This is a genomic window from Halopelagius longus (assembly GCF_900100875.1).
Taxonomy (GTDB): Archaea; Halobacteriota; Halobacteria; order Halobacteriales; family Haloferacaceae; genus Halopelagius; species Halopelagius longus.
The window spans coordinates 660248-673572 of record NZ_FNKQ01000001.1; the positions used below are offsets into that span (position 1 = coordinate 660248).

Genomic DNA, 13325 nt, shown 5'->3' on the forward strand with positions numbered 1-13325 from the left:
GTGCTACGCCACGGCGGCGTCGTCGCCGAACTTGTAGCCCGAGTACCGGAGCAGTTCGGCCGCGCGTTCTCGCTTCGCGAGGAGGACGTCGCGGTCGTCCGGCAGGCCCTCGTCGGCGAACGAACTCGGGACGGCGAGCGTTCCCGACGGTACGGACTCGTCCCCGAGGACGGGGATGTGCGTCCGCTCTAACTTCATGACGAGGGGCGCGTCTAGCGGTGTTACACCCTCGTCGGCGTACAACTCCTCGTTGACTCTCTCGTGGTCCGTCCGGTGGATGGCGGGCACCTCACCGTCGTACGGTTCGACGTACAACCGGCCGAGGTAGTAGCCGCTCGAAAATTGCTCGAACATCTGTGCGTGACCTTCTCACCCACGGACAGATATAAGACTTGTCGCCAACGCTTATGTCGGACCGCAAAAAGCGAAGACGCGATCAGTCGTCGCCGCGGTCGCCGTTCGTCGCGCCGGTCATAGACCAGACGGCGGTGAGGCCGAGGACGACGGCGGGAAGCAACGGGAGGACGAGCAACGCCACGATGTACGGGACGCCGAACGACCCGAGGAACGTCGGGCGCAGGTAGATGAGTCCGGGGACGACGAGCGTACAGAACACTAGCACGACCACGAGTCCCCAGCCGGTTCGCCCGAATCCCGAGGGTTCGGGCTCGTCCGTTACGGGTTCGCCGTCCGGACGGTGGACGTAGCCCCCGTCTTCGTCAGAGTTCACTATCGGGGATTACGACCACCTTGCCAAAGCCCTCACGGTTCTCTATCATCTCGTGTGCGCGCGCCGTCTCGCTCATGGGAAGCACCTCGCGGATGCGCGGTTCGAAGGTGCCGTCCCAGACGCGTTCGAGGGCGTCGTCGGCCTGTCCGGGCGTCGCCATCGTCGAGCCGATGACCTGCAGTTGGTTCCAGAAGATGCGGTTCAGGCCCGCGCCGGGGTTCCCGCCGGTCGTCGCGCCGCAGGTGACGAGGCGGCCGCCCTTCCGCAGACTCTTCAGCGAGTCCTCGTACGTCGCCTCGCCGATGTGGTCCACGACGACGTCCACGCCGCGCTTGTCGGTTATCTCGCGGATGCGCCCCGCGAACTCCTCCTCTTCGTAGTTGATGAGGTGGTCCGCGCCGCACTCTTCGGCGTACTCCAGTTTCTCGTCGGTGGAGGCGGTGGCGAACACCTCCGCGCCCGCGTAGTCGGCGATTTGGACCGCGGCGTGGCCGACGCCGCCCGAGGCGCCGTGGACGAGCACTTTCTCGCCGGGGTCCACGTCGGCGCGGTCAACCAGCATGCGCCACGCCGTCTGGAACACGAGCGACGCCGACCCGGCGGTTTCCCACCTGACGCCCTCGGGGACGGGGACGAGGTTCTCCGCGGGGACGGCGGCGTACTCCGAGTGAACGCCGCGCACGTGCTCGCCGATGATGCGGAAGTCCGGTGCCAGCGTCGGGTCGCCGTGCCGGGAGAACTCGTCGTCGCCGTCGGCGACGCCCGCGACGAGGGCTACCCTGTCCCCCTCCTCGAAGCGCGTCACGCCCTCGCCGAGTTCGTCCACGACGCCGGCCATGTCGCTGCCGGGCACGTGCGGCATCTCCAAGTCGAGGCCGGGCAGTCCGCGCCGCGTCCAGACGTCGAGGTGGTTCAGCGCCGCCGCCTTCACGTCCACGACCACCTCGCCGCGGCCCGGTTCGGGGTCGGGGAACTCGCCGTACTCGATGACGTCTCGGTCGCCGTGCTCCGCGAATTGGACTGCCTGCATACGGGTCGTGTCGGGCGGGAACCACTAAATACCGCGCTCCGTCCGCACGATTTTCCCCCGTCCCGTCCGAACGTCCGCGTATGAGCGACGGACCACAGATGGACGCCGACCACGAGGCCGCCGCCCATCAAGACGACCGCGACGGAGACGAACACCACGACGAACACGATCACGACGACCACGAACACGACCACCACCACGAACACGACGTCGAAACCGTCGGCGTCGGCGTCGTCACCATCTCCTCGACGCGTTCGCTCGACGACGACCCGGCGGGCGACGCCATCGTCGAGGCGTTCGACGAGGCGGGCCACGAGGTGGTCACGCGCCAACTCGTCGACGACGACTTCGACGGGATACAGGCGACCGTGGACAACCTCGTAGACCGGGAGGACGTAGACGTCGTCGTCACCACCGGCGGCACGGGCGTGACGCCCGACGACGTGACCGTCGAAGCGGTGGACGACGTTCTCAGGAAGCGACTGCCGGGGTTCGGCGAACTGTTCCGCCGACTGTCGTACGAGGAGATAGGCACGCGCGTCGTCGGGACCTGCGCCGCCGCGGGCGTCTCCCGCGGAGTCCTCATCTTCTGTCTGCCCGGAAGCGAGAACGCCGTGCGCCTCGGCACCGAGGAGATCATCGTCCCCGAGGTGTCGCACCTCGTCGGACTGGCCTCCCGCGACGACGAGGAGTGACCCGCCGCGGCCGTACGGTCAGGGCGGCGCGTAGAACACCCACGACTCCGCGGGGACGGTCACGTCCACGTCCCCGTTTCCGTCGGTCGTCACGTCGCCCGCGTTGCCGCTGTAGTCGTTGAGCGTCTGGTTCGTCCACGAGGTGGAGACGCGCTGAGTGTGGGACCCGTTCGGGTCGTTGTTGATGCCGACGAGGAGGTTGTTGGCCCGTTCGTAGACTGCGAGATTCGACGACGCGTGCCGCCAGCGCAACTCGCCGCCGCAGAGGTTCTCGCGGACCCACACCATGTTGTTGATGGCGCTGTCGTCGAGTATCTCGGTCGGATAGAGGTTGTACACCATCGGGACGCCCTCCGTCGTGAGGACGAAGGCGTGAGCGAGGTGGTACTGCGACGGCGCGCCCTCGTCGTGGTTCTGCACGAACGGGTGGGCGTGCCACGGGTCTTGGGCGACCAACCCGGCGCCCTGCAGTCGGCTCATGTCGCCCTCCTCGAACACCGATTCGAGGACGAAGTACAGCGGGTAGTCGAAGGCGTCCATGCCCGTATCGACGTACGTCTGCACGTAGTCGAGGCTCCCGCTGTACACCTCGCCGATGCGGGCCATCCCGAGTTCGTCGGCCTTCGGGTTCGCGTGGTCGCGCCAGTACTTCTCTTCGACGTGCTTGACCGCGTCGAAGCGGTACCCGTCCGCGCCCGTCGCGGCTATCTTCTCCATGTAGGCCATCAGTTCGCTCCGGACGTACGACGAGGTGGACGACTCGTACTGCGCGAGGTCGGGTAGGCCGAGGAGTTCGCCGTGTTCGACCTGGTGGTCGTCGTTCCAGTCGTCGATGCTCCCCACGTCGTGGTGGAAGTCGTCGTAGGAGAAGCGCGGGAACTCGTAGTCGTGGCCCGTCGCCATGTGGTTCATCACGCAGTCGACGTACACCTCCAACCCCTGTGCGTGCGCCTCGTCCACCAGATTCCGGAGGTCCGCCTCCGTGCCGAACTCGCTGTCGAACGTGGTGAAATCGACCGGCTGGTACCCCAACGGCGGGTCGTTCCGGCCGTTCTGCTCCGACCACGAGATGTCGCTTCGCTGCGGCGCCTGAATCCACACCGCGTCGTACCCCCGGTCGGCCACCGTCGAGAGGTTCTCCGTGATGGTCGGCCACGTCTCGTGGAAGTACTGAAAGTGAGCCGGTTCGCCCGAGGCGGCCGCGCTCCGTCCCGCGAACGCGCGAATAGACGCCGCGAGTCCGGTCGCCGAGAGCGCTCCGAGGAACGTCCGCCGCGTCAGCGCCGACCGACCCGTCTCGTCGTCGGACTCGCCCCCTCCCTCGGTCGTCTCCGCCGACCGCCCGCCGCCGACGGCGGCCGCCCGCGCCGTCCCGTCGGCGTCGGCGTTCGATGGGCTGTCCTCCGAGACGTGCGCGTCGCCGTTTCGGGCCGCGCGGCGCGCGGCCTCTCGTTCCGACGCGCGTCGCCGCCGTCTCTCCGTCGTCTCGTCCGAACGTGTACTATGAGTTACCATAGCACGAGTTACGTACTATTACTTCACGGATATACCTAATGGACGATAATGCTGAATGAACGCTCGCGGCGCCGGTGAACCGACTCGCGAAAACGGTTGCGGTTCGGTGTCTTTTAAGCCGGTCGGGAAGCAACGACGGGATATGAGTAAACAAGCCTCACGGGAGGACGAGGAGGAGGAGCCGTTCTCTCACGGGAAGGATCCGAACTTACAGAGTTCGGAGGTCACGGAGGGTGCGGACCGCGCCCCGCACCGCGCGATGTTCCGCGCGATGGGGTTCGACGACGAGGACTTGGGGTCGCCGATGGTCGGCATCGCCAACCCCGCCGCGGACATCACCCCGTGTAACGTCCACTTAGACGACGTCGCCGACGCCGCCATCGAGGGCGTCGAGGACGCCGGCGGGATGCCCATCGAGTTCGGCACCATCACCATCTCGGACGCCATCTCGATGGGGACCGAGGGGATGAAAGCCTCCCTCATCTCCCGAGAGGTCATCGCAGACTCCGTCGAACTCGTCGCCTTCGGCGAACGGATGGACGCCCTCGTCACCGTCGCCGGGTGCGACAAGAACCTTCCGGGGATGATGATGGCGTCCATCCGGACGGACCTTCCCTCCGTGTTCCTCTACGGGGGGTCCATCATGCCCGGCGAACACGAGGGCCGGGAGGTGACCGTCCAGAGCGTCTTCGAGGGCGTCGGCACGTACGCCGAGGGCGACATGAGCGCCGACGAACTCGACGACTTGGAGCGCAACGCCTGCCCCGGCGCGGGCTCTTGCGGCGGGATGTTCACCGCCAACACGATGGCGTCCATCAGCGAAGCCCTCGGGATGGCACCCCTCGGAACGGCGAGTGCGCCCGCCGAGTCCGAGGAACGCTACGACGTGGCCCGCCGGTCCGGCGAGGCCGTCCTCAACGCCGTCGAGAACGATATCCGCCCCTCCGACGTCCTCTCGAAGAAGTCCTTCGAGAACGCCATCGCCCTGCAGGTGGCCGTCGGCGGGTCGACGAACGCCGTCCTCCACTTGCTCGCACTCGCCGCCGAGGCCGGAATCGACCTCGGAATCGACGAGTTCGACGAGATATCCCGGCGCACGCCGAAGATAGCGAACCTCGAACCCGGCGGGACGAAGGTGATGAAGGATCTCCACGAGGAGGGCGGCGTCCCCGTCGTCATCCGCCGTCTCCTCGACGCCGGCCTGTTCCACGGCGACGCGATGACCGTCACCGGTCGCACCATCGAGGAGGAACTCGAACAACTGGACCTGCCCGACGACGACGACGTCGGCGGCGACTTCATCTACCCCGTCGACGACCCGTATCAGGAGGAGGGCGCCATCAAGATTCTGAAGGGCAACCTCGCGCCCGACGGCGCGGTGCTGAAAGTGACGGGCGACGACAAGTTCCACCACTCCGGCCCGGTGCGCGTCTTCGAGGGCGAAGAGGACGCGATGGCGTACGTCCAAGAGGGCCACATCGAGTCCGGCGACGTCATCGCCATCCGCAACGAGGGCCCGCAGGGCGGCCCCGGCATGCGCGAGATGCTCGGCGTCACCGCCGCCGTCGTCGGACAGGGCCACGAGGACGACGTGGCGCTTCTCACCGACGGTCGGTTCTCCGGGGCGACTCGCGGTCCGATGGTCGGCCACGTCGCGCCCGAGGCGGCGATGGGCGGACCCATCGCCCTGTTGGAGGACGGCGACGAGGTGACCGTCGACATCCCGAACCGCGAACTCTCCGTCGACCTCTCCGAGGAAGAACTCGCAGAGCGAAAGGAGGAGTGGGAACCCCACCCGCCGAACTACACCTCCGGCGTCCTCGCCAAGTACGGCAACGACTTCGGGTCGGCGGCGAACGGCGCGGTGACGAACCCCGGCGCGAAGCGACAGGACTGAGTTAGTCTCCGTTTTCGTCTTTTTCGTTCACGAGACGCGAGGCGTTCTGACGACGGTGAAGGGCGAATTCGAACCGCAAAAAGGGTTCCTTTCACCCTCAGGTAAACACCGTCTGGAGCCTACATATGCAAGCTCGCTCCGCGTAAACGTCCCGGAGACGGAGAAGTATCCTCGAAACGGGAGACGGGTCTTCATCGCAGGACGGCGGTCCGACGTCCGACGTACCCGGCATTGGCAGGCACAACTAGTTGATGAACAGGCCCTGAAGTTCCGATGCCATGAGCAACGACGACACCGAGAGCAACGAGGACGCGCAGGATCAACAGATGGGAGTCGAGTTCGGGTCGCTGGCGGACGAACTCGACGCGGAGGAGTACCCGATGAGCAAAGAGCAAGTCGTGGACAAGTACGGCGACCACGAACTGAACATCGCAGACGGCACGAAGACGGTCCAGGAGGTACTCGGCCAGCAAGGCGACGAGGAGTTCCAGTCGGCGAACGACGTTCAGCAGTCCATCCTCAACATGGTCGGGAGCGAGGCGGTCGGACGACAGCGATACAGCGACAGAGCGTTGGACGACGACCCGCAGGACGGCTCGAACCAGTCGTTCTAACCGCTCGCGTCCGCACCTCGTTTTTTCTTCGAAGACGTTCTTGCCAAAAGGCCTAAATGGCGTATAGAGAGTCCGAGGCGCCACATATGCTGGCACCTGCAGGCCGAACGATTAGCCGAGAAGCAGCGCATTATATTTATGAATGAACGTCTCAGACGTGTCGTCCTCGCTGTCGAATCGGCGAGCGTCGGCCTCCGAGAGAGACGGACGGAGTACGCAGACGACGGACGACGTCGTCGTCGTCTCCAACCGGCAGCCGTACCGGCACGAATACGACGACGAGGGCGGAATAAACGTCAGTCGCCCCACGGGGGGACTGACATCGGCGCTAGACGCGGCGATGCGAGAGCGAAACGGGACGTGGATAGCGTGGGGCGACGGGAGTGCCGACAGAGACGTCGTCGACGACGAAGGCCACGTGACCGTCCCGCCCGACGAGGAGGAAGGCACGTACACGCTCAACCGGGTGTGGCTCTCCGACGAGCAAGTCGAGAACTACTACCTCGGATTCAGCAACCGGGTCCTCTGGCCCGTCTGCCACTCGATGCTGATGAACGTCCACTCCGAGGCGGCGTACTGGCAGAACTACGAGGCGGTGAACGACCAGTTCGTCGACAACGTGGCGAGACACGTCGGCGAATCGACCATCGTCTGGTTCCAGGATTACCACCTGAGCCTCGCGCCGCGGATGCTCGAATCGCGGGTCCCCGACGGCGCGTTTCTCGCGCACTTCTGGCACATCCCGTGGCCCGGATGGGACATGTTCCGGGCGTGCCCGCACGGCGAGGAGATAATCGCCGGCCTCCTCGGGAACGACCTCTTGGGCTTCCACGTCCCGCGGTACGGGGAGAACTTCATGGAGTGCGTAGAGCAGACGCTGCCCGACGCGGACGTCGACAGGGACGCCGCCGAAATCACCTTCCGCGGGAAGACGACGACCATCAAGGCGTTCCCCTTGGGCGTCTCGGTGGACACCATCCGAACGGGCGCGAAGTCGGAGGCGGCCGAGTCGTTCTGGAGCGAGTTCGCGGACGAACACCACCTCGACGAGAAGCGAGTCAGCGTGGGCGTCGACCGCTTGGACTACACCAAGGGCATCCCCGAACGGTTCGAGGCCCTCGAACGACTGTGGGAGGACTCCCCCGAGTGGCGGGGGGCGCTCACCCACGTGCAGATCGGCTCGAAGAGTCGGTCGGAGATAGAGGAGTACATGGACATCCAGACGGAGGTAGAGGAGGAGGCGGCGCGGATAAACGAGCGCTTCGGCACCGACGAGTGGGAGCCGATAGTGTACACGACCGCGCACCTCTCCGACGAGGCGCTGTACGGTGCGTACAGACACGGCGACATCGCCCTCGTCAGCCCCCTTCGGGACGGCATGAACTTGGTCGCACAGGAGTACGTCGCCGCGCAGGGAGACGACGACGACGCCGTCCTCCTCCTCAGCGACCAGACGGGCGCACACGACTACATGGGCGAGTGGACGGTGACCGTCCGCCCGCAGAACACCGACGAGTTCGCGTCCGCCATCGACGACGCGTTGCGCATGCCCGCCAGCGAACGCCGCGAGCGAATGCGCGAACTGCGGAACCGCGTCGAAGACGCCGACGTGTCGCGGTGGATGCACTCCGTCTTCGAGACGATTGCGGAGATGCAGACCGCCGGAACGGGAGGGTCGGACGGTGAGTGAGGACGTCGGTGCCTCGCCGAACGAGAGCGGCGAGACCCCCCTGTTTCGGTCGCGGACGACGGAGGTCGGCGAGTGGTTGGACGACGCCGAGGGACTGACGCTCGGACTCGACTTCGACGGAACGCTCGCGCCCATCGGCGCGGACCCCGAGGAGACTGAGATCTACCCCGACTCCCGGAAGGCGGTCGAGGAACTCGTCGACCACCCCCGAATCGAGGTGACGGTCATCAGCGGACGGGAACTCGCCGACGTGGTCGAACGGGTCGGAATCGACGGCATCGACTACGCCGGCAACCACGGACTGGAGATGCGAATCGACGGCGAGAAGGAAGTCCACCCGGACGCGGTGACCGCCCGATCCGAGATAGAGGACCTCTGCGCCGAGATTCGCTCGGAGATAGACCACGTTCCGGGGAGTTTCGTCGAGGAGAAGGGCGTCACCGCGAGCGTCCACTTCCGGCAGACGCCCGAGGAGTACGTCGAGGAAGTCGTCGCCGCCGTCGAGGAACTCGCCGCCGACTCCGAGGAGGACATCCACGTCGTCTCGGGCAAGCAGATTCGGGAGATTCGCCCCGACGTGGACTGGGACAAAGGGCGCGTGGTGGACCGACTCGACGAACGCGCCCCCGACGGGTGGCGGACGATGTACGTCGGCGACGACACCACCGACGAGGACGCCTTCCGCGCGGTCCAGCCGTCCGGCATCGGCATCCTCGTCGGCGACAGACCCGACACGGACGCCGACTACCGCATCGAAAACCACGAGCAGGTGCCGTCGCTTCTAGAGTGGCTCGCGACGCGGGCGAGTTCGCCGGAGCGGTAACCGACGGCCGTCGCTCCTCGATTCGGGTCGAGCGTCGAGGAACCGGCGCGCCTCGCTTCGCGTCGGCGAAAAATGCTCGCCGTCGGTTCGTTCGACGGCCCGTGCGGGCTACAGTTCCTGCAGTCGAATCTCGTCGCCGGTGATCTCGCGGACGCGCGCCTCCTGAAGCGGGTAGTTGTCGTCGTCCACGTCTCCCCACCCGAGTTTCGCCTTTATCTCGTCGGTGATGCCCGGGTCGGGTTCGACGTAGGCCGTGCCGTGGCGCACCTCGGACACGATGCCGATCTTGTCTCCGCGCTCGTTCACCACGTCTTTGCCTTCCTCGGAGTCGGTCACTTCTACTTGCATACACCCGACACGACACTCGCCCGACCATTGATACGTCTGCCTGCAGATTCAAACTCTCTTCACCAACAGTGTCGAACTCTGTCACGTTTTTCGAATCGGGAGGGTGCGGAAATCAGGACATAAGGCGGGGTGAGAGTCAAGTTTCGCCTATGGTCGGGGAGCGGGCCGCCACAAGTGATTTACAGTTGAGAGATGCCTAGCAGAGTGTGTCAACGAGCACGATAGCCGTCGTGCGCATCCCGTCCTCGGAGTTCGCCCTCAGCGATACGTTCGAGCGGTACCCCGACGTCGAGTTCGACATCGAACGACTCGTCGCTCGGGACTCCGACTCCGCGATGCCGTTCATGTGGGCGCGGGGGAGTAACCTCGACGCCGTCGAAGACGCCCTACGGGAGGACTCCAGCGTCGCCGAGTTGGAGGTTCTCGCCAACCTCGGAGACGAACGGCTCTACCGGATGTCGTGGGTCGCTCACATCCGCCTCGTCATCCACATCCTCCTCGAAGAGGAGGGGACCATCCTCGACGCCCACGGACGGGGCGGGAACTGGCGCCTCCGCATCATGTTCCCCGAACGGGATTCGCTGTCGGCGACGTACGACTTCTGTAGCGAGCACGGCCTCTCCTTCGAAGTCGAGAAGGTGTACGACATGAACGAGAGCGCTCGCGCGGGGCGGTTCGGCCTCTCCGAGGAGCAGTTCGACGCGCTGACGACCGCCGCCGAACACGGCTACTTCCAAGTTCCGCGCGGCGTCACCGCCGAGGAACTCGGGGAGATGCTCGGCATCACTCACCAGTCCCTCTCGGAACGACTCCGCCGGGGGCAGGAGAACCTCATCCGCTCGACGCTTCTCATCGACGACCCCGACGTCGAGTGAGTCGGCGGCCGCGAACGGGGACGACGCCGCCGGGGGACAGGCCGCTGACACGACCGCGGTGCGTACCGTTCGGATCGACCGCCGTCTCAATTCTTGCCGCACGGAGCCTCTCCCGGCCGATGAACGAGGTGAGTAATATGACCTTCGGAACTGGCTATTATGCCTCTTTGTGAATAATTATTATAGTTTCGGGAGTGTTCAGATGTACCGTGTCCGACCGAGGAGAATCGGAGGATGCGCTCGCCGCCGACCCGACGGTGACGGCCGCCCCTCGGCCTCACCTACCGGAGGCGTCGGCGGCGGGGGTCGTGCGCTGCCACCCGGTAGCCGCCGTCGACGGCGGGCGATCGGACAGTATCGGTGTGCCCCGGACCTCCGAACTCGACGCCGACGTTCGGCGTCCGGTCGGAGGCGGCTGACCGAGGATACGGTTTTCCAAAATCGAACCACAGACACGACCGTTTCGGAGATACACTATGACAGACAACGACACTCACTCACCTGCGGACGAAGCGAACGTCGAGACGGACGGTGGCGTGGCCACGCAAGCGGCCCGCGACCACCGAAACATCGACTATCTCAACCGGGAGGTGAACCTCCTCCGGCCGAGTACCCCGTTCATGCGGGACCACTTGCGGATTATTCGGACCGGATTCGTCATCTGGGCCCTCATCGTCTTCGGTCCGGTGACGCTGACCGCCGTCGCACCGGACGTGATGACGACGACGCTTCCGGTCATCGGCTTCCCGTTGCACTACTTCCTCGTCGCGGTCGGAGCGCCGTCCGGCGCTCTCATCCTCGCGTTCTGGTACGCCCGGAAGCGCGACGCCTTAGACGAGAAGTACGGCATCTCCCACCAGACCGTCACGGAGGACCGCGGCGGCGGCCCGGAGGGAGCGACCGCTGACGGAGGGGTGACCGAATGATGGAGGTTCTACTCCAGAGCGGACTGCTACCGGAGGGACTCAACGTCTCGTTCAAACTCCTCCCGGCCATCCTCGTCACGGGGATGCTACTGCTGTTCCTCGTCATCGGCTACGTGTTCAAAGTCGCCGACACCGAGGGCATGTGGGTCGCCGGGCGGTCCATCGGCAACGTCGAAAACGGGATGGCCATCGGTGCCAACTGGATGTCGGCGGCGTCGTACCTCGGGATGGCGGCGCTCATCGCCACCTCCGGGTTCTACGGGCTGTCGTTCATCGTCGGCTGGTCCACGGGCTACTTCATCCTGCTCATCTTCATGGCCGCGCAGATGCGCCGGTTCGGGAAGTACACCGCCCCGGACTTCGTCGGCGACCGCTTCAACTCCGATAGCGCCCGCGCCATCGCCGCGGTGACGACGTTCCTCATCGGGTTCGTCTACGCCATCGGCCAAGCCCGCGGGATGGGTCTGGTCGGCCTGTACATCTTCGGCGACATCGGCATCCCGGGTCTCAGCGGCTACCAGTCGATGGTCGTCGCCATGATGGCCATCACCGTCGGCTACCTGACGCTCTCGGGCATGCTGGGCGCGACGAAGAACATGGCCGTCCAGTACGTCATCCTCATCGTCGCGTTCCTCGCGGGCCTGTACGTCGTCGGCTTCACGCAGGGGTACTCGACGGTGCTGCCGCAGATAGAGTACGGCACGCTCATCAGCCAACTCGGCCGCGAGTTCAGCGAACCGTTCGTCAACCAGAGCTACTACCTGTGGGTCGCGACGGCGTTCTCGCTCGTCGTCGGCACCTGCGGACTCCCGCACGTGCTGGTCCGGTTCTACACCGTCGAGAGCGAGCGAACCGCCCGCTGGTCCACGGTGTGGGGGCTCGGCTTCATCCTGCTCCTGTACCTGAGTTCGCCCGCGTTCGCCGCGTTCGGGACAGACCTCTACGCGGAGAACATCGGTCCGGTGTACGGCGACCCCGGCATGACCAGCGCCGCCGGCGACGTCATCGTCGTGCTGGCGGCGCAACTCGCGAACCTGCCGACGTGGTTCGTCGGCCTCGTCGCGGCGGGCGGCATCGCCGCCGCCATCGCGACGACCGCCGGTCTGTTCATCGCCGGTTCCTCGGCCATCGCCCACGACATCTACGTCAACATCATCAACGAGGACGCGACCCAACGGCAGCAGATCCTCGTCGGCCGCCTGAGCATCGTCGCCCTCGGCGTGTTCACGACGCTGGCCGCACTCGACCCGGCGGCACCCATCGCCGCCCTCGTCTCCTACGCGTTCTCGCTTGCGGGTGCCGTGCTGTTCCCGATGTTCTTCCTCGGCCTCTGGTGGGAGAACACGAACCGCGAGGGCGCGCTCGCCGGCATGACGACCGGACTCGTCATCTGGTTCATTCCGATGGTCAACGAGGTGCTGCCGAGTTACGGCCTGTTCGCCGGCGCGGCCAACGCCGACGGCGTCATCTCGCCGGCACTCGCCCAGTGGGTGCCGGCCATCGGGTCCGCCCTCGTGGCCGTACCCGTCGTCTTCGTCGTCACCATCGCCGTCTCCTACGTGACGACGGAGCCGCCGATGGAGACAAAGCGCATGGTCAGGCAGTGTCACAGCCCCGAACCCATGGGCCAGCAACAGACCGCCGAAGACGTGGTCGGCGGCGGCGGTAGCGAAACCCCCGCGGACGACTAACGATGTACGAGCACATACTCGTCCCCACGGACGGTAGCGAGACGGCCCAGCAGGCCGTCGAACAAGCGGTCGACCTCGCCTCGAAGTACGGCGCGACGATTCACGCGCTCTACGTCATCGACGTGGACGCCGCGAGCTACTCGCTCGGCACCGAGCAGGTGAACCGAATCCGACGCGGCAACCTCGACGAGATGCCGGAGGTGAAAGCGGACGCCAAGGAGGCGACGGGGTACGTCGCCGACGCCGCCGCCGAACGCGACGTCGCAGTCGAGGAGCACGTCACCACCGGCGAACCCACCCGGGCCATCCGGAAGTTCATCGACGAGAACGACATCGACCTCGTGGTGATGGGCTCTCACGGCCGGTCGGGACTCTCCCGCGTCGTCCTCGGCAGCGTCGCCGAGAAAGTCCTGCGCCGGACGCGACTGCCCGTCCTCGTCGTCGATAGGGACGACGAAAAGGCGGACCTGTAAGGCCCCCCGCCGATATTT

14 protein-coding genes are annotated in these 13325 nt (G+C 65.9%); 9 read left to right on the forward strand and 5 right to left on the reverse strand.

Annotated features, from left to right (window positions below):
- Positions 1-3: 3 nt before the first annotated feature.
- The 3 genes from BLS11_RS03435 to BLS11_RS03445 all read right to left on the reverse strand — a co-directional run bounded on the left by BLS11_RS03435 (position 4) and on the right by BLS11_RS03445 (position 1760).
- Complete coding sequence (locus BLS11_RS03435; protein WP_092532944.1) at positions 4-354, reverse strand: DUF5802 family protein; 351 nt, start codon at positions 352-354, stop codon at positions 4-6.
- An 82-nt stretch (positions 355-436) separates the two neighbouring features.
- Positions 437-730 (reverse strand): DUF7977 family protein, encoded by a 294-nt coding sequence (locus BLS11_RS03440; protein WP_092532946.1) that lies wholly within the window; start codon positions 728-730, stop codon positions 437-439.
- Positions 720-1760, reverse strand: a complete 1041-nt coding sequence (locus BLS11_RS03445) for a zinc-binding dehydrogenase (RefSeq protein WP_092532949.1) — start codon at positions 1758-1760, stop codon at positions 720-722. The genes BLS11_RS03440 and BLS11_RS03445 overlap by 11 nt, the downstream gene beginning before the upstream one ends.
- An 80-nt stretch (positions 1761-1840) precedes the next feature.
- Between BLS11_RS03445 and BLS11_RS03450 the strand changes: the two genes are divergently transcribed.
- Positions 1841-2455: a MogA/MoaB family molybdenum cofactor biosynthesis protein gene (locus BLS11_RS03450; protein ID WP_092532952.1), complete on the forward strand. Its 615-nt coding sequence runs from the start codon at positions 1841-1843 to the stop codon at positions 2453-2455.
- Between the two features lie 18 nt (positions 2456-2473).
- Here BLS11_RS03450 and BLS11_RS03455 read toward each other — a convergent pair whose 3' ends face one another.
- Positions 2474-3970: an alpha-amylase domain-containing protein gene (locus tag BLS11_RS03455; RefSeq protein ID WP_092532955.1), complete on the reverse strand. Its 1497-nt coding sequence runs from the start codon at positions 3968-3970 to the stop codon at positions 2474-2476.
- Positions 3971-4112: 142 nt separating this feature from the next.
- On the opposite strand from BLS11_RS03455, the gene ilvD reads away from it, so the two are divergent.
- From ilvD to otsB, 4 genes are all read left to right on the forward strand, one after another.
- The gene (gene ilvD, locus BLS11_RS03460) at positions 4113-5867 is read left to right on the forward strand and encodes a dihydroxy-acid dehydratase (RefSeq protein WP_092532958.1); all 1755 of its coding nucleotides are present in this window, start codon (positions 4113-4115) and stop codon (positions 5865-5867) included.
- Positions 5868-6145: 278 nt separating this feature from the next.
- Positions 6146-6481, forward strand: coding sequence for a DUF5789 family protein (locus BLS11_RS03465; protein ID WP_092532961.1), 336 nt, complete (start codon positions 6146-6148; stop codon positions 6479-6481).
- Positions 6482-6623: 142 nt separating this feature from the next.
- Positions 6624-8171, forward strand: a complete 1548-nt coding sequence (locus BLS11_RS03470) for an alpha,alpha-trehalose-phosphate synthase (UDP-forming) (protein ID WP_092532964.1) — start codon at positions 6624-6626, stop codon at positions 8169-8171.
- The gene (gene otsB / locus BLS11_RS03475) at positions 8164-8994 is read left to right on the forward strand and encodes a trehalose-phosphatase (protein WP_175454367.1); all 831 of its coding nucleotides are present in this window, start codon (positions 8164-8166) and stop codon (positions 8992-8994) included. Before BLS11_RS03470 ends, otsB begins: the two co-directional genes overlap by 8 nt.
- Before the next feature lie 108 nt (positions 8995-9102).
- Here the strand turns inward: otsB and BLS11_RS03480 are convergent, their stop codons facing one another.
- Positions 9103-9342 (reverse strand): hypothetical protein, encoded by a 240-nt coding sequence (locus BLS11_RS03480; protein ID WP_092532967.1) that lies wholly within the window; start codon positions 9340-9342, stop codon positions 9103-9105.
- 206 nt (positions 9343-9548) lie between these two features.
- Between BLS11_RS03480 and BLS11_RS03485 the strand changes: the two genes are divergently transcribed.
- From BLS11_RS03485 to BLS11_RS03505, 4 genes are all read left to right on the forward strand, one after another.
- A complete protein-coding gene (locus tag BLS11_RS03485; protein WP_092532970.1) occupies positions 9549-10217 on the forward strand; it encodes a helix-turn-helix domain-containing protein in 669 nt (222 codons plus the stop codon).
- 476 nt (positions 10218-10693) lie between these two features.
- Positions 10694-11143, forward strand: coding sequence for a DUF4212 domain-containing protein (locus BLS11_RS03495; protein WP_092532976.1), 450 nt, complete (start codon positions 10694-10696; stop codon positions 11141-11143).
- Positions 11140-12834: a sodium:solute symporter family transporter gene (locus tag BLS11_RS03500; protein ID WP_092532979.1), complete on the forward strand. Its 1695-nt coding sequence runs from the start codon at positions 11140-11142 to the stop codon at positions 12832-12834. Before BLS11_RS03495 ends, BLS11_RS03500 begins: the two co-directional genes overlap by 4 nt.
- Positions 12835-12836: 2 nt before the next feature.
- On the forward strand, positions 12837-13307 hold the full coding sequence (locus BLS11_RS03505; protein ID WP_092532982.1) for a universal stress protein: 471 nt from the start codon (positions 12837-12839) through the stop codon (positions 13305-13307).
- Positions 13308-13325 lie beyond the last annotated feature (18 nt).

Bases quoted from the DNA above. Each gene is read 5' to 3' on its own strand.
- BLS11_RS03480 (WP_092532967.1), bottom strand. From the start codon at position 9,342: ATGCAAGTAGAAGTGACCGACTCCGAGGAAGGCAAAGACGTGGTGAAC.
- BLS11_RS03500 (WP_092532979.1), top strand. From the start codon at position 11,140: ATGATGGAGGTTCTACTCCAGAGCGGACTGCTACCGGAGGGACTCAAC.
- BLS11_RS03435 (WP_092532944.1), bottom strand. From the start codon at position 354: ATGTTCGAGCAATTTTCGAGCGGCTACTACCTCGGCCGGTTGTACGTC.
- BLS11_RS03455 (WP_092532955.1), bottom strand. From the start codon at position 3,970: ATGGTAACTCATAGTACACGTTCGGACGAGACGACGGAGAGACGGCGG.
- BLS11_RS03505 (WP_092532982.1), top strand. From the start codon at position 12,837: ATGTACGAGCACATACTCGTCCCCACGGACGGTAGCGAGACGGCCCAG.
- BLS11_RS03450 (WP_092532952.1), top strand. From the start codon at position 1,841: ATGAGCGACGGACCACAGATGGACGCCGACCACGAGGCCGCCGCCCAT.
- BLS11_RS03470 (WP_092532964.1), top strand. From the start codon at position 6,624: ATGAACGTCTCAGACGTGTCGTCCTCGCTGTCGAATCGGCGAGCGTCG.
- BLS11_RS03465 (WP_092532961.1), top strand. From the start codon at position 6,146: ATGAGCAACGACGACACCGAGAGCAACGAGGACGCGCAGGATCAACAG.
- BLS11_RS03495 (WP_092532976.1), top strand. From the start codon at position 10,694: ATGACAGACAACGACACTCACTCACCTGCGGACGAAGCGAACGTCGAG.
- BLS11_RS03445 (WP_092532949.1), bottom strand. From the start codon at position 1,760: ATGCAGGCAGTCCAATTCGCGGAGCACGGCGACCGAGACGTCATCGAG.
- ilvD (WP_092532958.1), top strand. From the start codon at position 4,113: ATGAGTAAACAAGCCTCACGGGAGGACGAGGAGGAGGAGCCGTTCTCT.